The sequence below is a fragment of the Pseudomonas sp. W22_MBD1_FP4 genome (genome assembly GCF_052113765.1).
GTDB classification, from domain to species: domain Bacteria; phylum Pseudomonadota; class Gammaproteobacteria; order Pseudomonadales; family Pseudomonadaceae; genus Aquipseudomonas; species Aquipseudomonas sivasensis.
The window spans coordinates 203,978-226,769 of the sequence record NZ_JBGQOI010000001.1; the positions used below are offsets into that span (position 1 = coordinate 203,978).

At 62.0% G+C, this 22,792-nt stretch carries 19 protein-coding genes; 14 read left to right on the forward strand and 5 right to left on the reverse strand.

Features of this window, described 5'->3' with window-relative positions:
* Nucleotides 1-5 precede the first annotated feature (5 nt).
* The gene (locus ACEN2T_RS01065; protein WP_032891347.1) at nucleotides 6-953 is read left to right on the forward strand and encodes a SphA family protein; all 948 of its coding nucleotides are present in this window, start codon (nucleotides 6-8) and stop codon (nucleotides 951-953) included.
* Here the strand turns inward: ACEN2T_RS01065 and mhpT are convergent.
* On the reverse strand, nucleotides 931-2,163 hold the full coding sequence (gene mhpT / locus ACEN2T_RS01070; protein WP_032891349.1) for a 3-(3-hydroxy-phenyl)propionate transporter MhpT: 1,233 nt from the start codon (nucleotides 2,161-2,163) through the stop codon (nucleotides 931-933). The two genes, ACEN2T_RS01065 and mhpT, sit on opposite strands and share 23 nt — an antisense overlap.
* A 309-nt stretch (nucleotides 2,164-2,472) precedes the next feature.
* Between mhpT and ACEN2T_RS01075 the strand changes: the two genes are divergently transcribed.
* On the forward strand, nucleotides 2,473-3,789 hold the full coding sequence (locus tag ACEN2T_RS01075) for an OprD family porin (protein ID WP_181643915.1): 1,317 nt from the start codon (nucleotides 2,473-2,475) through the stop codon (nucleotides 3,787-3,789).
* A 9-nt stretch (nucleotides 3,790-3,798) separates the two neighbouring features.
* Here ACEN2T_RS01075 and ACEN2T_RS01080 read toward each other — a convergent pair whose 3' ends face one another.
* Nucleotides 3,799-4,284 (reverse strand): MarR family winged helix-turn-helix transcriptional regulator, encoded by a 486-nt coding sequence (locus ACEN2T_RS01080; RefSeq protein ID WP_032891352.1) that lies wholly within the window; start codon nucleotides 4,282-4,284, stop codon nucleotides 3,799-3,801.
* Nucleotides 4,285-4,472: 188 nt separating this feature from the next.
* Here ACEN2T_RS01080 and ACEN2T_RS01085 point away from each other — a divergent pair, with 188 nt between their 5' ends.
* From ACEN2T_RS01085 to ACEN2T_RS01110, 6 genes are all read left to right on the forward strand, one after another.
* A complete protein-coding gene (locus ACEN2T_RS01085) occupies nucleotides 4,473-5,303 on the forward strand; it encodes a p-hydroxycinnamoyl CoA hydratase/lyase (protein WP_032891354.1) in 831 nt (276 codons plus the stop codon).
* A 76-nt stretch (nucleotides 5,304-5,379) separates the two neighbouring features.
* Nucleotides 5,380-6,828, forward strand: a complete 1,449-nt coding sequence (locus ACEN2T_RS01090; RefSeq protein ID WP_032891356.1) for an aldehyde dehydrogenase — start codon at nucleotides 5,380-5,382, stop codon at nucleotides 6,826-6,828.
* Between the two features lie 62 nt (nucleotides 6,829-6,890).
* A complete protein-coding gene (locus ACEN2T_RS01095) occupies nucleotides 6,891-8,765 on the forward strand; it encodes a feruloyl-CoA synthase (protein ID WP_442116132.1) in 1,875 nt (624 codons plus the stop codon).
* Nucleotides 8,762-10,003 (forward strand): thiolase family protein, encoded by a 1,242-nt coding sequence (locus tag ACEN2T_RS01100; protein ID WP_442116133.1) that lies wholly within the window; start codon nucleotides 8,762-8,764, stop codon nucleotides 10,001-10,003. The genes ACEN2T_RS01095 and ACEN2T_RS01100 overlap by 4 nt, the downstream gene beginning before the upstream one ends.
* 34 nt (nucleotides 10,004-10,037) lie before the next feature.
* Nucleotides 10,038-11,738, forward strand: coding sequence for an acyl-CoA dehydrogenase family protein (locus ACEN2T_RS01105; RefSeq protein ID WP_442116134.1), 1,701 nt, complete (start codon nucleotides 10,038-10,040; stop codon nucleotides 11,736-11,738).
* Nucleotides 11,739-11,793: 55 nt separating this feature from the next.
* Nucleotides 11,794-12,507, forward strand: coding sequence for a GntR family transcriptional regulator (locus ACEN2T_RS01110; RefSeq protein ID WP_095184855.1), 714 nt, complete (start codon nucleotides 11,794-11,796; stop codon nucleotides 12,505-12,507).
* Nucleotides 12,508-12,512: 5 nt separating this feature from the next.
* On the opposite strand, the gene ACEN2T_RS01115 is transcribed toward ACEN2T_RS01110, so the two are convergent.
* From ACEN2T_RS01115 to ACEN2T_RS01125, 3 genes are all read right to left on the reverse strand, one after another.
* Nucleotides 12,513-13,463: a PDR/VanB family oxidoreductase gene (locus tag ACEN2T_RS01115; protein WP_442116135.1), complete on the reverse strand. Its 951-nt coding sequence runs from the start codon at nucleotides 13,461-13,463 to the stop codon at nucleotides 12,513-12,515.
* Nucleotides 13,464-13,492: 29 nt separating this feature from the next.
* Complete coding sequence (locus ACEN2T_RS01120; protein ID WP_099602400.1) at nucleotides 13,493-14,554, reverse strand: aromatic ring-hydroxylating oxygenase subunit alpha; 1,062 nt, start codon at nucleotides 14,552-14,554, stop codon at nucleotides 13,493-13,495.
* Between the two features lie 137 nt (nucleotides 14,555-14,691).
* Nucleotides 14,692-16,179 (reverse strand): aldehyde dehydrogenase family protein, encoded by a 1,488-nt coding sequence (locus ACEN2T_RS01125; protein ID WP_442116136.1) that lies wholly within the window; start codon nucleotides 16,177-16,179, stop codon nucleotides 14,692-14,694.
* Nucleotides 16,180-16,441: 262 nt separating this feature from the next.
* On the opposite strand from ACEN2T_RS01125, the gene ACEN2T_RS01130 reads away from it, so the two are divergent.
* From ACEN2T_RS01130 to ACEN2T_RS01155, 6 genes are all read left to right on the forward strand, one after another.
* Complete coding sequence (locus tag ACEN2T_RS01130; RefSeq protein WP_442116137.1) at nucleotides 16,442-17,611, forward strand: p-hydroxyphenylacetate 3-hydroxylase oxygenase component; 1,170 nt, start codon at nucleotides 16,442-16,444, stop codon at nucleotides 17,609-17,611.
* A 56-nt stretch (nucleotides 17,612-17,667) separates the two neighbouring features.
* Nucleotides 17,668-18,600: a p-hydroxyphenylacetate 3-hydroxylase reductase component gene (locus ACEN2T_RS01135; protein WP_032891366.1), complete on the forward strand. Its 933-nt coding sequence runs from the start codon at nucleotides 17,668-17,670 to the stop codon at nucleotides 18,598-18,600.
* Between the two features lie 410 nt (nucleotides 18,601-19,010).
* Nucleotides 19,011-20,510: an APC family permease gene (locus tag ACEN2T_RS01140; protein WP_122681059.1), complete on the forward strand. Its 1,500-nt coding sequence runs from the start codon at nucleotides 19,011-19,013 to the stop codon at nucleotides 20,508-20,510.
* Nucleotides 20,455-21,075 carry a DUF3156 family protein gene (locus tag ACEN2T_RS01145; protein WP_442116138.1) on the forward strand — a complete coding sequence of 207 codons (621 nt, stop codon included), beginning with the start codon at nucleotides 20,455-20,457 and terminating at the stop codon, nucleotides 21,073-21,075. Before ACEN2T_RS01140 ends, ACEN2T_RS01145 begins: the two co-directional genes overlap by 56 nt.
* A 118-nt stretch (nucleotides 21,076-21,193) precedes the next feature.
* The gene (feaR, locus tag ACEN2T_RS01150; RefSeq protein WP_122753246.1) at nucleotides 21,194-22,156 is read left to right on the forward strand and encodes a transcriptional regulator FeaR; all 963 of its coding nucleotides are present in this window, start codon (nucleotides 21,194-21,196) and stop codon (nucleotides 22,154-22,156) included.
* 15 nt (nucleotides 22,157-22,171) lie between these two features.
* Nucleotides 22,172-22,771, forward strand: a complete 600-nt coding sequence (locus ACEN2T_RS01155; RefSeq protein WP_122681058.1) for a TetR/AcrR family transcriptional regulator — start codon at nucleotides 22,172-22,174, stop codon at nucleotides 22,769-22,771.
* The last annotated feature ends 21 nt before the right edge of the window (nucleotides 22,772-22,792 follow it).

A 22,792-nucleotide genomic window follows, 5' to 3' on the forward strand; every position in this document is an offset into this window, starting at 1 on the left:
ACAAGATGCTCAAGCCAATCTTGCGGACCGTTGCGGCCTCAACATTTGTCGCACTGTCATCCACTGCACACGCTTACGACCTGCCCGGACTCAACCTGGGCAGCACCAGTTTCTACGATGGCTCGCCAGCGCCTGCCGGACCCGGTTGGTACCTGGAGGAATACCTGACGTACTCGCGCGCCAGCCGCTTCAATGACGCCAACGGCAACAAGCTGGCGCTGCCCAAGCAGGACGTGGAAGTGGTGGCGCCGACCACGCAGATCATCTACGTCGGCCAACCCCTGGCCAATGGTGCGATGCCCGGATTCACCGTGATCAACACGTCCCTGGCCCATGTGGATGTGGACGATGGTTTGAATAACGCGGCACTGAGTTCGCGGGCAGGCTTTGGCGACGTGGTCGTCGGCCCCTTCCTGCAACTGCCGACCCTGAACCGCGCCGATGGCAGCCCGCTGTTGACCCAGCGGGTCGAAGTCGATGTGGCGATCCCGGTAGGTGCCTACGATCGCAAGCGCTCGATCAACCCTGGCAGCAACTTCTGGTCATTCAACCCGTATTACGCGGCGACCTACTGGTTCAACCCGAAGTGGTCGGCGAGCGGGCGCTTCATGTACCTGTGGAATGGCAAGAATGACCAACCATCGGCCAGTTTTGGCGATGTCTCCGACACCCAGGCGGGGCAGGCGCTGCATGCCAACCTGACGTTGCAATACGCAATCGACCAGCAGTTGAGCGTGGGCTTGAATGGCTATTGGTTGAAGCAGATCACCGACACCGAGGTAGAGGGGCATGCGGTGAGCGGTCGGCGGGAAAAGGTCTGGGCCATTGGCCCGGGCCTGGTGTACGCGTTCAACAAGGAGAATGTCCTGTCGGTGAACGCGTACTTTGAGCAGGAGGCGCAGAACCGCACCCAGGGCAATAAGCTGGTGCTTAACTGGCTGCACCAGTTCTAGACGTGGAGGTGCCGGGCAGGTTCAGTGGCGCCGCACGCACCATCACGCTGATGATGGTCAGTGCGGCGATCACCACGCCGGGAGAGGTCGCCAGCAGCACGCCGGCGGTACCGGCGCCTGCCGCAAGGAGTTGCCCGGCCGCCAGCGGCCCGGCCACCGAGCCCAGACGGCCGATGGCCACGGCCGCACCCACGCCGGTGGCGCGCACTGCCGTGGGGTAGGAGGGCGGGGCGCTGGCATACAGCACCAATTGCGCAGCCATCACGAACAACCCGGCAGCGAAACCCGCGACGGCCATGGGCACGATGCCCACCGACAGGCCGACACCGGCCAGCGCCGCCAGCAACCCGGCGTACACAAACAGCACCACTTTGAGCGCGTTGCAACGGTCCAGCAGCACGCCACCGAGCAGTGAACCGAGGGCGCCGCCGATATTAAAGAGCATCTGCACCATGCCCGCCTGGGGTTTGCTGAAACCTTGTTCCAGCAACAATGAAGGCAGCCAGTTAAGCAACATGTACATCACGGTCAGCGTGAAGAAGTAACTGAGCCACAGCGCCAGGGTGGTGCGGGCGCGACCCTCGCCGAACAGCGCCTGGCCCGTGGATGGGCGGGCACCTGGCGTGTGGTCGACCTGTTGGCGAAAGACGTTGGATTCGGGCAGCAGCAGGATCATCAATGGCACGGCCAGCAGCGGCGCCAGGCCGCCGATGATAAAGGTGGTCTGCCAGTGTTCACTGGAAAACATCGCCACCACGGCGGCCAATGCACCCCCCAGCGGTACACCGCAGTACATGACACTGATGGCGGTGCCGCGATTGCGCTCGCTCACCGCTTCGGCACACAGCGCAATCAGGTTGGGCAACGCGGCGCCCAGGCCCAGGCCGGTGAGAAAACGCACCAGCAACAGGCTTGAATAGCTCTGTACAAATGCCGTGCTCAAGGAGAACAGCCCAAACAGCAGCACTGCGATCACCAGGATTTTCTTGCGGCCGATACGGTCGGCGATCCATCCGCCAAAAAACGCTCCCGGCAGCAGGCCGATGATCCCGACGCTGAATACCCAGCCGAGCATTTTCGGGTCAAGGGCAAAACTGTTGCGCAGCCCGGCAGCGGTGGTGCCGGCCGCCTGTAGATCGAAACCCTCGATCAGCGCAACGATAAAACACAAAGCGATCGTCAGCGTCGAACGACGCGATGAACTGTTCATGGGCAAACCTCGTTGTTGTTTTTGTTGTGGTGGCGAGCCTGACCGGCTGCTGGAAATTAAGATAACAAATATAACTATAAAAAGAAGGGTGCCGGGCCCCAGTCTAAAATCATGACGCAAGCCGTCTAACGCAGGTGTTTGAGATTAACGTCAGTCGAAAATATGAAAATAGATAGGTTTATTAATGTTCGATTATCGGTCAGTGGCGGTTGACGAAGGGCTCCAGCTGTTTCCATTCTCTGTCCGCGAAGCCCACTGGGCCACGCCTGTGCCACCCCCAAAAACAACAACAAAAAATGGACATCGAACATGCCAAAACTCCCCACGGACGCCGTCGCGGCGGCCTGCTGTGTGTCGAACAGCACTCCACGCCTGATCAGTGCACTGCTGATGTTCAGCATCCTGCCCACTCCACTGTGGGCGGCGGGGTTCATCGACGACAGCCACGGCACCCTGACGCTGCGCAATTACTACCTGGACCGTGACTACAAGGACGACGGCGCCAAGACCGCCGCGCGAGAATGGGCCCAGGCGTTCATGCTCAACCTGGAGTCTGGGTACACCCCTGGCGTCGTAGGCTTTGGCCTGGATGTGCGTGGGCTGATGGGGGTCAAACTCGACTCGTCGCCGGACCGCAGCGGCACCGAGCTATTGCCGGTGTCGGCCAGCGACAAGCGTGCCGCCGATGAATACTCACGCCTGGCGCCCACCGCCAAATTGCGGTTTGCACAAACCACGGTGAAGGCCGGTGACGTGTCAATCTTCCTGCCATTCGCCTTCGCCAGCCCGTCCCGCCTGCTGCCCCAGACCTTTCGCGGCACCACCTTGAGCTCCAAGGACATCGACGGGCTGACCCTGAACACGGGCTATATCGACCGTATCAACAAGCGTGATTCCACTGACTACCAGGCCATGACCATCGCATCACCCAACCGGCGGTTCAATGCGACGGCGACCACCTCACACCTGGCGTATGTCGGCGGGGATTACCAAGTCAATAAAGACCTCAGCCTGCGCGTCTATCACTCCCAAGTGGCGGACCTTTACCAGCAGGACACCCTGGCGTTGCTGCACAACCTGCCGGTGGGCGATGGGGTATTCACCAGCGACCTGCGCAGTTTCTTCAGCCGCGAGGACGGCAGTGCCAAGGCTGGGGACGTGGATAACCGTAACCTCTCGGCGCTGTTTGCCTACCGCCTGGGTGGGCACCGCGTCAGCCTGGGTTACATGCATTCCAGCGGCGACACTGCCACGCCCTATATCTCCGGCACGGAGCTGATGGGCATGAGCGAACTGACCATGAGTTCGGATTTTCTCAACGCCAAGGAGCGCACCTGGCAGGCCATTTACGACTATGACTTTGCCGCATCCGGCATGCCGGGCCTGAAGGGCCGGCTGCGTTATGTGCGCGGCGATAACATCGAGTTGGCGGCGTTCAATGCCGAGGACCGCAAGGAGCGCGAGTTCCAGATGGAGTTGGGTTACGTGATCCAAAGCGGCCCGCTGAAGAACGTCGGGCTGATGGCACGCAAGTCGATCTACCGCAACGACTTCCCAGGCGGCGCGGCCTTTCGCGATGAAAACCAGACCCGCTTCCTGGTGCTCTACACCGTGGCGCTGTGGTAGATCGCGGGATCAGTCCTGATACACCTTCTTGAGCAAACGCAGCAGCTCTGCACGTTCCTCGACGTCCAGGGCTGCGGTGGCGTCCAGGTCGCTCTGCGCGGCAATGTCCTTGAGGGACTTGAGCAGGATTTCGCCCGGTTTGCTCAGGAAAATCCCATAAGAGCGCTTGTCGGGTTTGCAGCGCACGCGCACGGCGAGGGCGCGGCTTTCCAGCTTGTTCAGCAACGGCACGACCTGGGGCGGTTCGATGGCCAGGGCGCGGGCGAGGTCGGCCTGCATCAGGCCGGGGTTTTGCTCGATGATCGCCAGGGCCGAGAACTGTGCGGGGCGCAGGTCGTGGTCGGACAGTCGGCCGATCAGGTTCTGGAACAGCTTGAGCTGGGCGCGGCGCATGGCATAACCGATCAGATCGTCCAGGGCTGAATCCAGCGGCGGCTGTACCTCGTCATGGTCGGGCAGGGCCTGGCTGGTGGCGATGTTGGAAGGCTTGGCCATTAGCAGTGCAATCCTCAGAAGGTAGCGGTTAACAAGGCTATCTAGTTTGCCGGGGTTGGCGCGCTGTGGCTACGACGGTTTTTCACAGTCGTTAAATATTGGTTATTCGGATTAATAGTTAATTGACATAACTATATTTGCGGTTTAATTTCGAATCATCTTCAAACCCAGAACAAGAGCACACCGCCATGAGCAATTACGAAGGCCGCTGGACCACCGTCAAGGTTGAGATTGAGGAAGGCATCGCGTGGGTCATTCTCAATCGCCCCGAAAAGCGCAACGCCATGAGCCCGACCCTGAACCGGGAAATGATCGACGTGCTGGAAACCCTGGAACAGGATCCCGCCGCCGGTGTGCTGGTGCTGACCGGAGCCGGTGAGGCCTGGACCGCCGGCATGGACCTCAAGGAATACTTCCGCGAAGTGGACGCCGGCCCGGAAATCCTCCAGGAAAAAATCCGCCGTGAAGCCTCCCAATGGCAATGGAAACTGCTGCGCATGTACGCCAAGCCGACCATCGCCATGGTCAACGGCTGGTGCTTCGGCGGCGGCTTCAGCCCTCTGGTAGCGTGCGACTTGGCGATCTGCGCCGACGAAGCCACCTTCGGCCTCTCGGAAATCAACTGGGGCATCCCGCCTGGAAACCTGGTCAGCAAGGCCATGGCCGACACCGTGGGCCATCGCCAATCGCTGTACTACATCATGACCGGCAAGACCTTCGGCGGGCAGAAAGCCGCTGAAATGGGCCTGGTTAACGAAAGCGTGCCGCTGGCGCAACTGCGTGAAGTCACCATTGACCTGGCGCGCAACCTGCTGGAGAAAAACCCGGTGGTGCTGCGTGCCGCCAAGCATGGCTTCAAGCGTTGCCGCGAGCTGACGTGGGAGCAGAACGAGGATTACCTTTACGCCAAGCTCGACCAATCGCGCCTGCTCGACACCGAAGGCGGTCGCGAGCAGGGCATGAAGCAATTCCTCGACGACAAGAGCATCAAGCCTGGTCTGCAGGCGTATAAACGCTGAAGGATGCGGCCTGCGGGCCGCACCGTTTTACCCTGCTTGAACGTATTCCCGATAAAGACAATAAAGAGGAATCACCATGCTGGACGTGCCCCTGTTGATCGGCGGCCAGTCGTGCCCCGCGCGCGACGGTCGAACCTTTGAGCGTCGCAACCCGGTGACCGGTGAAGTGGTCTCGCGGGTCGCCGCTGCCACTCTGGAAGATGCTGACGCCGCCGTGGCCGCTGCCCAAACTGCGTTCCCCGCGTGGGCGGCGCTGGCGCCCAACGAACGCCGTACCCGGCTGCTCAAGGCTGCCGAGCAGTTGCAGGCGCGCAGCGACGAATTTATCGCGGCCGCCGGCGAGACCGGCGCCATGGCCAACTGGTATGGCTTTAACGTGCGCCTGGCGGCCAATATCCTGCGCGAAGCGGCTTCGATGACTACCCAGATCACCGGCGACGTGATCCCTTCCGATGTGCCTGGCAGCTTCGCCATGGCCCTGCGTCAGCCCTGCGGCGTGGTGCTGGGCATCGCGCCGTGGAATGCTCCGGTGATCCTCGCTACCCGCGCCATTGCCATGCCGCTCGCCTGCGGCAATACCGTAGTGCTCAAAGCCTCGGAACTGAGCCCGGCAGTGCACCGCCTGATTGGCCAGGTGCTGCAGGACGCCGGCCTGGGCGATGGCGTGGTCAACGTCATCAGCAACGCCCCGGCGGATGCGGCGGCAATTGTCGAACGGCTGATCGCCAACCCGGCGGTGCGTCGGGTCAACTTCACCGGCTCAACCCATGTCGGGCGGATCGTCGGTGAACTCTCGGCCCGTCACCTCAAGCCGGCCTTGCTGGAACTGGGCGGCAAGGCGCCGTTGCTGGTGCTGGACGACGCCGACCTGGACGCCGCCGTATCGGCAGCAGCCTTTGGCGCTTACTTCAACCAGGGGCAGATCTGCATGTCCACCGAGCGCCTGATTGTCGACGCCAAGGTCGCCGATGCCTTTGTCGCCAAGCTGGCGGCCAAGGTCGCGACCCTGCGCGCCGGTGATCCCACGGCGGCGGACTCGGTACTGGGTTCCCTGGTGGACGCCAGCGCCGGTACGCGCATAAAGGCCCTGATCGACGATGCGCTGGGCAAAGGCGCGCGGCTGGTGGCCGGAGGGCAACTGGACGGCAGCATCCTGCAACCGACGCTGATCGATGGCGTTACCGAAGACATGCGTTTGTACCGCGAAGAGTCCTTCGGTCCGGTGGCGGTGCTGTTGCGCGGTGACGGCGATGAAGCCTTGCTGCGCCTGGCCAACGATTCGGAGTTCGGCCTGTCGGCGGCGATTTTCAGCCGTGACACTGGCCGTGCCCTGGCCCTGGCACAGCGGGTCGAATCGGGCATTTGCCATATCAACGGCCCGACCGTGCACGACGAAGCGCAGATGCCCTTCGGTGGGGTCAAGTCCAGCGGCTACGGCAGTTTTGGCGGCAAGGCCTCCATTGAACACTTCACGCAACTGCGCTGGGTGACCTTGCAGAACGGGCCACGGCACTACCCGATCTGAGCAGGCGCTGCGACATAACAATAACAAGGCGGCGTTGATTCGCCTTGATGGAGGACGTCCTTGTGAGTTCCGAATTCAGACCGCAACCCCAGTCCGCGTCGCGATACCGCGAAGTGTCCATCGGCCACGCACCGGTGCAGGTCACCGAAGAGCAGGGCGTGCTGCATATGCGTTCCCTGGAGCCGTTGGCCGAGTTGCCTGCGCGCTTGCTCGATCGCCTTGTGCATTGGGCCCGGGTGCGCCCCGAGCAGACGTTTATCGCCGCACGCCAGGGCGGTGGTGACTGGCGCCGCGTGAGCTACAGGGAGATGCTCGACAGCGTGCGCTCTATTGCCCAAGGCCTGTTGAGTTACGGACTGTCGGCGGACAAGCCACTGGCATTGTTGTCGGGCAACGATATCGAGCATTTGCAGGTGGCGCTGGGCGCCATGTATGCCGGTATTCCGTATTGCCCGGTATCGCCCGCGTATTCGCTGCTGTCCCAGGATTTCGCCAAGCTGCGGCATGTGTGTGGCCTGCTGCAACCGGGGCTGGTGTTCGTCAGCGATGCGGCCGTCTACCAGCGCGCAATCGAGGCGGTGTTGCCCGCCGAAACGCCGTTGATCAGTGTGCGCGGTGAAGTGCCTGGGCGCACTCGGGTGAGCTTCGACAGCCTGCTTAAAACGCCGAGTGGCGCCGAGGCTGAAGCGGCGTTTGACGCCACGGGCCCGGACAGCATTGCCAAGTTCCTCTTCACTTCGGGCTCGACCAAACTGCCCAAGGCGGTGATCACCACTCAACGCATGCTCTGCGCCAACCAGCAAATGCTGTTGCAGACCTTTCCGGTGTTCGGCGAGGAACCGCCGGTGCTGGTGGACTGGCTACCGTGGAATCACACCTTTGGCGGCAGCCACAACGTCGGCATCGTGCTCTATAACGGCGGCACTTTTTACCTCGACGACGGCAAACCCACGGTTCAGGGCTTTGCCGAGACCCTGCGCAACCTCAAGGAAATTTCGCCGACGGCCTACCTGACTGTCCCCAAGGGCTGGGAAGAACTGGTCAGCGCCCTGGAGCAGGATGCCGAGTTGCGCGAGCGCTTTTTTGCGCGGATGACACTGTTCTTCTTTGCCGCTGCGGGCCTGTCACAGAGCATCTGGGATCGCCTCGACCGCGTGGCCGAGCTGCATTGCGGTGAACGCATCCGCATGATGGCCGGGCTGGGCATGACCGAAGCCGCGCCGTCCTGCACGTTCACCACTGGGCCGTTGTCCATGGCCGGTTATATCGGCTTGCCCGCGCCGGGATGCGAAGTGCGACTGGTGCCGGTGGATGGCAAGTTCGAAGGGCGCTTTCGCGGGCCGCACATCATGCCGGGTTACTGGCGCGCGCCCGAGCAAACCGCCGAGGTGTTCGATGACCAGGGTTTCTACTGTTCCGGAGACGCGATCAAACTCGCCGATCCCCACCAGCCGCAATTGGGGCTGATGTTCGACGGGCGCATTGCCGAAGACTTCAAGCTGTCTTCCGGGGTGTTTGTCAGCGTTGGCCCGTTGCGCAATCGCGCGGTACTGGAAGGCTCGCCCTACGTGCAAGACCTGGTCATTGCCGCGCCGGACCGCGAATGCCTGGGGGCGCTGGTGTTCCCCAGAGCCTACGAATGCCGCCGTTTGGCGGGTTTGAGCGCCGACGCCAGCGACGCCCAGGTATTGGCCAGCGAGCCGGTGCGCCAATGGTTCGGCGATTGGTTGCAACGCCTTAATCGCGACGCCACCGGTAATGCCAGTCGCCTGGAATGGATTGCCGTGCTCGACGAACCCGCGTCCATCGACCGTGGGGAAATCACCGATAAAGGTTCGATCAACCAGCGGGCGGTACTGCAGTGGCGCGCGGCCAAGGTCGAGGCGTTGTATCGCGGTGAAGACCCCACCATCCTGCGCGCCGAGCCCAAGCCTTGAGCGGCGCAGGGCAGTATTCGGCGTTTGCCGACGCGGCGATTTTCGAGGCGGTGCGCACGCCGTGGGTCGACCTCGGTGGTGCGCTGTCCCAGGTCTCGCCCATCGACCTGGGGATCAAGGTCGGCCGTGAAGTGCTGGCCCGGGCGGATATCGATCCGCAGGCGGTGGACAGCGTGTTGGCGGGTTCCATGGCCCAGGCCAGCTTCGATGCCTACTTGCTGCCACGGCACATCGGGTTGTACAGCGGTGTGGCGCAATCGGTCCCGGCGCTGGGGGTGCAGCGCATCTGCGCAACCGGTTTCGAGCTGTTGCGTCAGGCCGCTGAACAACTGCGCGACGAGGTGCAACTGGCCCTGTGCGTGGCGGCTGAATCCATGTCGCGCAATCCGATTGCTGCTTACACCCACCGGGGCGGGTTTCGCCTGGGAGGCGAGGTGCAATTCAAGGATTTTCTGTGGGAGGCACTGTACGACCCGGCTCCCGGCCTGGACATGATCGCCACCGCCGATAACCTGGCGCGCCGTTATGGCCTGAGCCGCGAGGCGGTGGACCGGTATGCCTGTGACAGTCATCAGCGTGCGTTGCAGGCGCAGCGTGAGGGGGCCTGGGCGCAAGAGATCGTCAGCGTCGATAACCAGGTGTTCGAACTTGACGGTTATCAACCCCGACGCCTCACCCTGGCACGTCGCGCCGCTGCGGTGACCGAGGACAGTCACCCACGGCCCACTGACCTTGAGGCACTCGCGCGTTTGCGCGCCGTGCATGCGGATGGGGTGCAGACCGCCGGTAATAGTTGTGCGGTGGTCGATGGTGCGGCGGCCGCGTTGGTGGGACGCGCCTCAGACTGCACGCGCCCGGCCCTGGCCCGGTTGGTGGCCAGCGCGGTGGTCGGTGTGGCCCCCGGATTCATGGGCATCGGCCCGGCACCGGCGATTCGTCTGTTGCTGCACCGCAGCGGGTTGAACCTGAGCGATATCGGCCGTTTCGAGATCAACGAAGCGCAGTCGGCCCAGGTACTCGCTGTGGCCCAGGAGCTGGAGCTGGACAGCACTCGGCTCAACGTCCAGGGCGGCTCCCTTGCGCTGGGGCATCCTTTGGCTGCCAGCGGTCTGCGCCTGGTCATGAGCCTGGCCCGGCAACTGCGTCAGCACAACCTGCGCTACGGCATTGCCGCTGCGTGCGTGGGCGGCGGGCAGGGCATGGCGCTGCTGATCGAGAACCCTGACTGGCGCGCTTGAACACACACGTTTTATTCGATGATGAGGTGTCCCGATGTGGAGCTATGAGGCGCCCCTGCGCGATATGCAATTTGTCCTGGAGCATTGGCTGCAGGCGCCCTCTGCATGGCAGGCCTTGGACCTGTCCCTGGCGATGCAGGTGCTGGAGGAGGCTGCACGCTTCAGTCAGGGCGTGCTGGCGCCGCTGAACAGTCAAGGTGATCGTCAGGGCTGCCGTTGGCAGGCGGGGCAGGTCAGCACCCCGGATGGTTTTGTCGAGGCTTACCAGGCCTATGTGGACGGTGGCTGGCCAGGGCTTGCGTGCGCCGAGGCATTGGGCGGGCAGGGCTTGCCGCAATTGCTCGACGCGGCGTTGCAAGAAATGCTCTACGCCAGCAACCACGCCTGGGCCATGTACACCGGCATCGCCCATGGCGCCTACCTGTGCCTCAAGACCCACGCCGAGCAGTGGTTGCAGGCGCGCTACTTGCCTGAAATCGTCAGCGGCCAGGCCTTGCCCACCATGTGCCTGACCGAGCCCCAGGCCGGCAGCGACGTCGGCTTGCTGCGCTGTCGCGCCGAACCCCAGGCGGATGGCAGTTATCGCCTGAGCGGCAGCAAGCTGTTTATCTCCGGTGGCGAGCACGACCTCACGGCCAACATCCTGCACCTGGTGCTGGCGCGCCTGCCCGATGCGCCGCCCGGCAGTCGCGGTATTTCCCTGTTTCTGGTGCCCAAGCGATTGGACGACGGCCACGTCAATGGCGTGCGCTGTGACGGCCTTGAGCACAAGATGGGCATCAAGGGCAGCGCCACCTGTTCGCTGACGTTCGAAGCTGCCCAGGCCTGGCTGATCGGCGAGGCCAATCGCGGCCTGGCGGCGATGTTTGTGATGATGAATTCGGCGCGCCTGCACGTGGGCCTGCAAGGCCTGGGGCATGCCGAGGCGGCGTGGCAGAACGCCCGCCAATACGCCGCCGAACGTGTGCAGATGCGCGCACCGATCAGGCCTGAAGAAGTGGCGGCCCAGGCGGCCGATCCGATCTGCTATCACCCGGCCATGCGGCGTGTATTGCTGGAGCTGCGCACCACCAGCGAGGGCATGCGCGCTATCGGTTACTGGGCGGCGCACCTGCTGGATCGGGACGACCCATTGGCGCCGTTGCTGACCCCTATCATCAAGGCGTTTTTCACTGAACAGGGCTTCCGCCAGGCCAGCAATGCCTTGCAGGTCTTCGGCGGTTACGGTTACGTCGCCGAGTTCGCCATCGAGCAAACCCTGCGCGACAGTCGCATCGCGATGATCTACGAGGGCAGCAATGAGATCCAGGCCAATGACCTGTTGCTGCGCAAGGTGCTTGGGGATGACGGTCGGGTGTTCGGCCTGCTGCTGGGCGAGTTGCGTGCAGAGGCCGGGCAGGGCAGCGAGTTCGTCGAATGCGCGGCCTTCTCCCGGGCACTTGGCAGCCTATGCGATACCTTGGACACGGTGGTGAGTGCCATCCGTGAACGCTCCCTGGAAGACAGCGAATACCCGTATCGCGCTGCGCCGGATTTCCTCCAGCTGTGTGGCGTTGCGCTGCTGGCCTTTGCCTGGGCGCGGGCGGCACGGGTGTCCAGGGCATTGCCCGAAGGGGATCCGTTGCGCGCCGCCAAGCTGCAAAGCGCGGGGTTCTTTTTTGATTACCTGCCATCAAGGCTGGCCCAGCACTTGGGCGCGATAGACGGGGCGCGGGCGGCACTGGCATTCGTCTGACGGCGGCAGAGGCTTGCGGTACTATGGCGACCCACGTTTTCTGGAAGTTGCCTGGATGAGTAAGCCCGGTCAATTGGTGCTGGTTGCACTGCGCAAGATGATTGCCAGCGGGGAGTTGGCGGCGGGCGAGCGGCTGATGGAAATTCCCACGGCGCAGTTGTTCGGCGTGTCGCGCATGCCCGTGCGCATGGCCTTTCGTACCCTCGAACAAGAAGGACTGCTGGTGCCGTTTGGCGGGCGCGGCTATCAGGTGCGTTCGGTCAGCCCCAGCGACATTGCCGGCGCGGTTGAAGTGCGCGGCGTGCTCGAAGGCCTGGCCGCGCGTCAAACCGCGGAGCTTGGGTTATCCAACGAGGCCCGCGCCGCGCTGGAGCGCTGCCTGGTCGAGGGCGATCAACTGTTCGAAAAGGGCTACGTGACCGAGGATGACCTTGAGGTCTATCACGACCTGAACATGCGCTTTCACCAGGTCATCGTCGAAGGCAGCCACAACCCGGCGATCGCCGACGCCCTGGCGCGCAATGATCACTTGCCGTTCGCCTCGGTGACCGCGCTGGCGGTGGATCGCGAGGACATGGCCCGCGAGTACCGACGCTTCAACTATGCCCACATGCAGCATCACTCGGTCTTCGACGCCCTGGTCAATCGCCAGGGCGCACGGGCCGAAGCCATCATGCGCGAGCATGCCAACGCGACCCTGCGCTATGCCGAGATTTTCAGTTCAGCCACCGCCGACGCGCGCATGAAGGTGATCCTGCCCGCGTCGTAACCCGGTTAGATATCGAGTACCAGCAAGGGCGTTTTCGCCCGCGAACAGCAGGGCGTGAACTGATCATTCAGCGCCTGCTCCTGCTCGGTGAGAAACAGATCGCGGTGCTCCGGTATGCCTTCCAGCACGCGGGTCAGGCAGGTGCCGCAAATCCCCTGCTCGCAGGACACCGCAATCTCGATACCGTGGCTTTCCAGGACCTGGACCACGGTCTTATCGGCGGGAATTTCGAAGACCTGGCCGCTGCTGCCGAGCTTCACCGAAAAGCCGCCGTCGAGGCTGCTGTCCACCGGTGCCGCGCTAAAGTATTCGCGGTGCAGGCTGTCTTCCTGCCAGCCCTGTGCGCGTGCGCTGTCGAGTACATGCTGCATGAACCCGCCAGGGCCGCAGACATACAGGTGTACGTCGCCTGCGGGCGCCGCCAGCACCTCGGCAGCATTCAAGGCCGTGTGCGGCTGCTCATCGAAATGCAGGAACACTCGCTCGGCAAACGGCGACGCCTTGAGTCGCTGCACAAACGCCGCACGCTCGCTGGCGCGGGCGCAGTAATGCAGTTCGAAGTCGGCCCCCGCATGGGCCAGGCGTTCGGCCATGCACAGGATCGGAGTGATGCCGATGCCACCGGCAAACAGCAGGCTGCGACGCGCGTCGTGGACTAAGGGAAATAGGTTGCGGGGTTCGCTGATGGTCAGGTGTGCGCCCTCGTGAACCTGCTCGTGCAAGCTGCGCGAGCCACCCCGGGAGGTCGGGTCCTTGAGCACGCCGATCAGGTAGCGATGACGTTCTTCGGGGTGATTGCACAGGGAATATTGCCGGATCACCCCATCGGGCAGGTGCACGTCAATATGCGCGCCGGCACTGAAGGCCGGCAGCGGCTGGCCATCGACACTGGCCAGTTCATAGCTGCAAATGTCCTGGGCTTCGTTGTTACGGGATACCACCACCACATCGATCATGTTCAGTCCTCGCAAAGTTGTCGTGCTGTTCAGGCGGTGGCGGTGGCGATCAGTTGCGGTTCGAGGGCGCGTTCCTTGGCAATCAGTCGCTCCAGGATCTTGCGTGACTGCACGCCCCCCGCGTCGATATTCAACTTGAGCAGGTTGCGCTGCGGATGGGCCAGCAGGTTCTGTTGCTGGCGTTCGAGCATTTCCAGGTCTTCGCTGAAAATCTTGCCCTGGCCCTCGCGAATGCTTGCGGTCAGTGCCTCATCGTGGGGATTGAAGTTGCGCGCCATGCCCCAGAAGTACCAGATCGAGGTCTCGGTTTGCGGGGTGATGAAGTCGACCACAATGCTCGCAGCTTTATGCTCGGGGGCGGCGTGATAGCCACCCTTGCCGGCGTGGGCCACGCCGACTTCGATCAGCACATGGCTGGGCGGGGTGAAGCGGCAGATCTGCCAGCGGTCTACCGGCACATCGTCGGCCAGGTTGTTGCCACGCAGGGCCATGCGCCAGAACGGCGGGGCCATGATGTTTTCCATGTGCCGGGCAGTGACGACCTCATCGCCGTCTACCGTGGTCACGGGCGGCGCTTCGTCGATTTCCTTCTGGCCGATGCTGGAGGCGTGCACGTAGGTTTCGTGGGTCAGGTCCATCAGGTTGTCGATCATCAGGCGGTAGTCGCACTGGATGTCAAACAGCCCGCCGCCATAGGCCCATTGGTCACTCACGGCCCATTCCAAGTGGTGGATCAGCGCCGGGTCGGCCTGGGCCTGATCGCCGGGCCACACCCAAATGAAGCCGTAGCGTTCAACCGCGGCAAAGGTTTTGTTGCACGGAAAGCCGCGTACCCGCTGACCGGGCATTTCCACGGTCTTGCCGTCGCCGCCCATGACAAGGCCGTGGTAGCCGCAGACCAGGTTGCCGTTCTCGACATAACCCAGCGACAGCGGCGCACCGCGATGGGGGCAGAAGTCCTCGACCGCCACCACGGCGCCTTCCTGGCCACGATAAAACACCATTTTTTCGCCGCAGATCTGACGACCCAGGGGCTTGTGAGCGATTTCATCGGGGGTGCAGGCGACATACCACGTGTTCTTGGGGTACATGATGACTCTCCAGGCAACGGATTATTTTTATTTAATGGATCCATTAAATGGGCCGTAGGATGGAGAGTCAATCTTGTATTGATATTTTGTTGGGCGATTATCGGTCGATATGATCCAGTGGATCCAATAAAGAGTTTTCAGTAACGAATCATCACTGACTTCAGCTCGGTGTAGTCATCGATGAACGCACTGCCGAACTCCCGACCTATCCCCGAGGATTTGTTGCCGCCAAACGGCACCGCCGGGTCGAGCATCGTGTGCATGTTCACCCACACCGTGCCGGCCTCGATGGCGGGCACCATGCGCAGGGCCTTGCCCAAGTCGTTGGTCCAGAGGCTGGCGCTCAAGCCGTAGGGTGTGTTGTTCATCAAGGCCAGCAGTTCTTCTTCGCTGTCGTACGGCAAGAACGTGGCAATGGGGCCGAAGGTCTCTTCGTTGAGCAGGGTGTCGTTGACGCTGTTGGCGAGGATGATCGTCGGTTCGACGTAACAGCCAGGACGGTCGATCAGGTTGCCCCCGTGAATGATGCTGTTGTTTTCGGCGCGGGCTTTGGCGAAGAACTCGCCGAGTTTGAGTTGGTGCTGGCGGTTGGTGACCGGGCCGAATTCGGTGCGCTCATCCAGGGGCGAGCCGATGTTCAGCGCGCTCAGGCGCTGGGCCAGTTTGCCCATGACTGCTTCGATCTGCGAACGGTGCACAAAGAAGCGTTCGGCGGCGGCGCAGATTTGCCCGGAGTGCAAAAAGCCCGCTTCGATGATGCCGTTGACGGCCTTGTCCAGGTCCACATCGCGCAGGAACCCGGCCGAGTTTTTCCCGCCCAGCTCAAGGGTGGCCCGGGTCAGTCCGGCGCCCATGGCACTCTGGCCCACCGCAATCCCGGTCGGTACGGAGCCGGTGAACGACACCTTGTCGGTGCCGGGGTGTTCGATCAGGCCTTTGCCTACGCTGCCGCCACCGGTCAATACGTTCAGCGCACCGGCGGGAAGGCCTGCGTCAATCGCCAGCTCGGCGATGCGCAGGATGGTCAGCGGCGTGAACTCGCTTGGCTTGATGATGATGCTGCAACCGGTCACCAGCGCCGAGGCGAGTTTCCAGATGGCGATCATGGTCGAGAAGTTCCACGGCACGATGCCGACCACCACCCCGACCGGCTCGCGCAGGGTGAACGCGGTGTAGCGCTCGCCGGCAAAGGAGGGCAGCGACGGGGTGATGGTCTGGCCGCTGATCTTGGTGGCCCATCCAGCGTAATAACGCAAAAAATGCGCGGCTTGGTCGACTTCGAAAGCACGGGAAATCTGGATGATCTTCCCCGACTGGCAGGTTTCGATCTGTGCCAGTTCTTCGCGGTGTTGCTCCAGCAGGTCGGCCAGCTTGAGCAGTACATTGCCGCGCACCGCCGGTGCGACCTGCGACCACTGCTTGAAGCCTTGGCTCGCCGACGCCACGGCTGCGTCGATGTCGGCCGGGTCGGCGTCGGCGACATCGGCGATGACCTGGCCGGTCGCCGGGTTGATCACCTCCAACCGCTGGCTCGAATGGCTCTCGACGTAGCCACCATCGATGAACAACGTATGGTTTCGACGGAGGAAGGCTTCAACCTGGGGCAGCAGTGGAATATCGCTCATGGGTTTTTCCTGGTGGCAGACATTGAAAAGCCCGAGGTTAATTGCAGTGGCCGGAACGGGCTTGACTCTGGCTGCCGAGTGGCATGTCTGTGGCTGCCAACGCCTGTGCGCGACGGATCATTCTAAGCCTTTGAAAAGTACAATCTTGACTCTGGAAGGTGCATGTTCGGCCGGCAAACTGCGCTCCATACTGGCCCTGCATCCGGCGCAACGCCTCGCTTTTTGGGGTTGCCCGGACATCCAATAATAAGCAGGGCCATCCATGAAAAAGCCAAACCCGCTCCTCGAAGACCTCAAGTCCGTCTTGCCGACCATTGCCGCCAATGCCTTTCAGGCCGAGCAGGATCGCAAGGTGCCCGCCGAGAATATTGCGCTGCTCAAAGGCATCGGCCTGCACCGTGCGTTCCAGCCCAAGGCGTTCGGTGGCATGGAGTTGTCGCTGCCACAGTTTGCCGACTGCATCGCGTTGCTCGCCGGAGCCTGCGCCAGCACGGCCTGGGCCATGAGCCTGCTGTGTACGCACAGCCATCAACTGGCACTGTTTTCTGCCCAGTTGCAGCAGGAAGTCTGGGGTTTGGACCCGAATGCCACGGCCAGCAGCAGTATCGCGCCGTTCGGTCGCACCGAAGAGGTCGAGGGTGGCGTGCTGTTCAGCGGTGAGATGGGTTGGAGCAGCGGCTGCGATCACGCCGAATGGGCGATTGTCGGGTTCCGTCGGCCCAATGCCGAGGGCACTCAGGATTACTGCTTTGCGGTGCTGCCGCGCAGTGACTATCAGATCCGCGATGACTGGTTTGCGGCGGGCATGAAAGGCAGCGGCACCAAGACCTTGATCATCGACAAGGCCAGGGTGCCGGAGCACCGCATCCAGAAGGCCAAGGACATGATGGAAGGCAAGTCCGCAGGCTTCGGCTTGTACCCTGACAGCAAGGTGTTCTACTCGCCGTATCGACCCTATTTCGCCAGCGGTTTTTCCACCGTGAGCCTGGGCGTCGCCGAGCGGATGCTGGAAGTGTTCCGCGAGAAGACCAAAACGCGAGTACGCGCCTACACCGGTGTCGCAGTCGGTGCCGCCACCCCGGCGCTGATGCGGCTGGCCGAGTCGACGCACCAGGTGGGCGCCGCGCGAGCGTTCCTGGAAAAGACCTGGGCCGAACACGCCGAGCACAGTGAGCAGCAACGCTACCCAAGCCGCGAAACCCTGGCGTTCTGGCGCACCAACCAAGCCTACGCCACCAAGATGTGCATCCAGGCGGTGGACCGCCTGTTCGAAGCCGCTGGCGGCAATGCCTGGTTTGAACATAACGAGATGCAGCGCCTGTTCCGCGATTCGCACATGACCGGCGCCCATGCCTACACCGACTACGACGTCTGTGCGCAGATCCTCGGGCGTGAGCTGATGGGCCTGGAGCCCGATCCGAGCATGATCTGAACCCGTTTTTGAAAACAACAATAGGGGCTGCGCATGCCGCAGTCCGGGAGTCTTGCATGTCTGAATCGACCTTCGATCCACGGGCCTTTCGCCGCGCCCTGGGCAACTTCGCCACGGGCGTCACCGTGGTCACCGCCGCTGACGCCTCCGGGCGCAAGGTGGGCGTTACCGCCAACAGCTTCAATTCGGTGTCCCTTGACCCACCGCTGGTGCTGTGGAGCATCGACAAACGCTCCAACAGCCATGAGGTGTTCGAGCAGGCCAGCCATTTCGCCGTCAACGTGCTGGCGGCGGACCAGATCGACCTGTCGAACAATTTTGCGCGGCCCAAGGACGATCGCTTCGCTGAGATCGAATACGAACCGGGAGAGGGTGGCGCGCCAGTGTTTGCCGATTGTGCGGCGCGCTTTCACTGCGAGAACTACCAACAAGTGGACGGCGGCGATCACTGGATCATGATCGGCAAGGTGGTGGCCTTCGACGATTTTGGCCGTGCGCCGCTGCTCTACCATCAGGGTGCCTATTCCATGGTCTTGCCCCATACCCGCATGACCAAGCGTGACGAAAGCCAGCCGCCGAGCAGCCATTTCCAAGGGCGCCTGCGCCACAACCTCTACTACTTGATGACCCAGGCGGTGCGCGCCTATCAATCCAGCTACCAACCCCGACAGCTGTCCACCGGCCTGCGCACCAACGAGGCGCGGATGTTGATGGTGCTGGAGAACGACGCCCGCCTGAGCCCCGGCGACCTGCTGCGGGAAGTCGCGATGCCGGTGCGGGAGATCGATGACGCGGTGGCCAACCTCAAGCGCAAGGGGTTGGTGGATGATGATGAGCAGGGCGTGCATCTGACCGCTGCCGGTGTCGAGCAAACCGAAGATCTGTGGGCGATTGCACGGGAGCAGCAGGAAAAGGTGTTTGCCGAGTTCAGCCAAGCCCAGGTCGAAACGTTCAAGGCCGTACTTAAGCAGTTGATCAGCCAATGCTGATGGGCGGGTGAGTGTAAGCCGATCTGAAATGTTGCAGGGCTGGCGCTATAGGTGGTGAGCCGTTCACCGAGCGGGCAGACGCAGTCGGTCAAATGTGGGAGGGGGCTTGCCCCCGATGACAGTGTGTCAGTCACTGATGTGATGGCTGATCCACCGCTATCGGGGGCAAGCCCCCTCCCACATTTTATGGGTGTTACACCTGATCAATTTGAGTTATCTGTTTACTTGGCCCGTGGCAGGCAGCAACAAAAGCGACGGCAGACATGGGCAAGACGCTCGATAGGTCATGGGCGCACAGTGATTTCGCTCGATGCCGTTTTGATCAGGGACTGGTTGGGGAGGGCGTTATCGCCGGCTCCCTGTAGGGCTCGATGCATCCACTAAGAAATCCGCTTTCGAGGATCCGCACCATGTCGATCAATGACCGGCTCACGCAGCATTTGAAACGAGGCAGCGTCGGCTTTCCAACCGCGCTGGCCAGCACCATTGGCCTGATCATGGCCAGCCCGGTGATTCTTACCGCGACCATGGGTTTCGGGATCGGCGGCAGCGCCTTTGCGGTGGCCATGCTGATCGCAGTGGTGATGATGCTGGCCCAGGCGACTACCTTTGCCGAGGCGGCTTCGATCCTGCCGACCACCGGTTCGGTCTACGACTACATCAATTGCGGCATGGGTCGATTCTTCGCGATCACCGGCACTTTGTCGGCGTACCTGATCGTGCACGTGTTCGCGGGCACGGCCGAGACCATTCTGTCCGGGGTCATGGCCCTGGTGAACTTCGAGCACCTCAATACCCTGGCGGAGTCGGCCGGCGGCTCCTGGTTGCTGGGGGTCGGGTTCGTGGTGGTGTTCGGCATTCTCAATGCTTTCGGCGTCAGTGCCTTTGGCCGGGCCGAGATCATCCTGACCTTCGGCATGTGGACCACGTTGATGGTGTTTGGCGTGATGGGCCTGATCGCCGCACCGGCGGTGCAGTTGGAGGGGTGGTTTGGTGTGTCGCTGGTGGGTACCGACCTGATCACCATTCTGTCGCTGGTGGGCATGGCCATGTTCATGTTCGTCGGTTGCGAGTTCGTTACACCGTTGGCCCCGGACCTTCGCAACTCGGCCAAGGTCATGCCCAAGGCGATGATTCTTGGATTGCTGAGCGTGGCAACCTGCATGTTTATCTATGGCGCGGCGATGAAGCGCCAGGTCGAAAACGTGCTGCTGGACGCCGCGTCGGGCGTGCACCTGCTCGACACGCCGATGGCGATTCCCAAGTTTGCCGAGCAGGTCATGGGCCAGGTAGGCCCGCTGTGGCTGGGGATCGGTTTTCTGTTCGCGGGCGCCGCCACCATCAACACGTTGATGGCCGGTGTACCGCGAATTCTCTATGGCATGGCGGTGGACGGTGCGTTGCCCAAGGTGTTCACCTACTTGCACCCGCGCTTCAAGACGCCGCTGCTGTGCATCCTCGTGGCGATGCTGATCCCGTGCCTGTATGCCCTGTGGCTGGGTGGCAACACCGATAACATCATGCACCTGGTGCTGGCGGCGGTGTGTGCGTGGAGTTTCTCCTACCTGCTGGTGACGCTGTCGGTGGTGATCCTGCGGATTCGTCGCCCTGATCTGCCACGGGCCTATCGCTCGCCGTTTTTCCCGTTGCCGCAGATCCTGTCCAGCGTCGGCATCTTGCTGGGCATGTGGTTCATCACCCCACCGGGCATGAACCCCGCCGACATCTATGTGCCGTTTGGCGTGATGCTCGGGATCACCGCGAGCTATGCGCTGTTCTGGACACTGGTGGTGCAGAAGGTCAATCCATTCAAGCCCGCGTCGGTAGAAGACGTGCTGGCCAAGGAGTTTTCCCATGAGCCTGGCAACCCTCACCCTGGGTATATCGAGCATGCTGCAAAAGCTGTCTGAGCTGTTCAGTGCCAAACGTGCCCCGGCCGGTTATCGTCCCGGCGTCACGCTTGAGTACCTGCGACGCAACCTTGCCCTGGCGAGTTTTACCTCCACGGGGCCGACAAGCGCAGTATTCGGCCTGGGCGATAGCGACGTGCAGGTGGCGGTTGGCGAGCGCACCGAATCGCAATTGCTGATGCACTTGGTCATGACTGAATTCATGGTCAACGTGCCCGCCTCAGAGCAGGGCAATGCACGCTTCGAGCTGCACCACCGCGGGTCGATTCGGCGCACGGGGCTGGCATGTCGGCAACGCGCTGGTACGCCGAACTTGCTGCCCAGGCTTGAGGCTGCGTTGACGCAGGATAAAGCCCTGCATCAAGCGTTGATGGCGCTCGACTTCAAGCGCCTGTGCATCGCACTGGACGGCCAGCAGTGGCACGTTCGGCTTGAACATATGGGCGGCAGCGAAGTGGTCAACCGCATGCCAGCGTTTCGTCGCTACATCGCCTTGAGCGGCGCGCAGCGAGGGGCTTTGTTCGATGTTCTGGCGGGGTTACACCGGGTGCTGGGCGCGCTCTGATTTTTGGCGACTTGGCATCAATACTGCTTCCACAGTCGGTACTACGTACTTGTTGCGCCTATATAGATAACATGTTAACTATTGGTCAACAAAAACAAGAAGCCACTGTGGAGTTGCCATGAGCACCTATCAATCTGCGCACACTGGATTGGACACCTGGACTCAGGATTTGCGAGCGGCCTGTGGCCATTTCGACACTGAACTGGCCTTCAACCGTTCGCTGTTCATCGGCGAAGTATCCACGCTCTCCCGTGGTTGCCTCTCACTGGCCTCCCTGCGGACCAATGCCGGCCTGATCAAGCGCCCACGGCCCAACGCCGATCACGACATTGACCAGCATTGCTTCCTCGTCAGCCAGCGCAGCGGCTATTGCCAGATCACCCAGAACGACGAGGTCATCCAGTTGGCCCCCGGTGACATGCTGCTGATGGATTCCACCGGTTCAATCGAAATCAGCCCCTTCGGCCTGATTGAACATGCATCCCTGTCTCTTTCGCGCAACGCAGTCTGCAAACAGCTGGGCAACGCCTCGAAAACCTTCGGCAAGATCTCGTCGAGTAAAGCCTGTGGGCGGATGCTCCATGTGTTGATGGACCAACTGTGCAGGGAAGGGCTGGAAGGCCAGGATTCAGAGGAAGAGGCGCAGGCACTGCAGGCGGCCTTTGTCTCCTTGCTGGGCTCGGCGTTTGACGCGCATGACACCCAAGGTGACAGCACCGCCTCGTTGCACGGCAGCAACCTGCGCAGCTATGTGCAGAAAGTCATTGATGAGTCCCTGACCCAACCGGGCCTGAGCCCCGTGGGCCTGGCCAATCGGCTGAACATCTCGGTGCGACACTTATACCGCCTGTTTGAAGAACAGGACGACAGCGTCTGCCGCTACATCCAGCGGGCGCGGCTAAAGCGTAGCGCGGATGACCTGACCAACCCGTTCCTCAAGAGTGAGTCGATTACCTCGATTGCCTATAAGTGGGGGTTCACCGATTCGGCTCACTTTAGTCGCTCGTTCAAGAAGCAATTCGAGCTGTCGCCCAAGGACTTTCGTTCGACCCATCTGCAGCAAGCGGTCGGTGCGGCGTAGGTTGTCCATCGATCAATGAAAGCGCTCAGCCTGTCGGCCAGTAACATTTGTGCGGTGGCGGTCGAACACTTTGCCGATCATGGGTATGACGCCTCGTCGCTGAACGATATCGCGGTGGGGGCGGGTATGCGCAAGGCGTCGTTGTATGCGCACTTTGTGAGCAAGGATGCGCTGTTTCAGACGGTCTTCCAGATTGCCCTGGATCATGAACATCACTCTATCGCTGGGTGCTTTCAGGACGAGGCCGGGTACACGGGGATGCCGGGTTATTTGCACCTTGAGCGCTTGATCGGCCGCTATGAAGGCTCTGCGCATCTGCGCTTTCTGTTGCGTACGGCGTACTTTCCGCCGGCGCGGATTCGCAGTGTGATCACGGCGGGATTCGAGGGGTATCTGGCCTGCATACGCGAGGGTTTTCAGCATGCAGCGCGCAGTCGGTACAGCCGGGTAGAGCCCGAGGCGCTTGAGGTGTTTTGTGATGCCTATCTGGGGATTGTCGACAGCTTGCATGTGGAGTTGATTTATTCGACGGCTCAGGGGTATGTCAAACGCCTAGCGGCGTTGTCGCGGGTGTTCGGTGACTCACTGTCGATGCTCGAAAGGGCCGAGCGCTAGATCAACCTGTGGGAGGGGGCA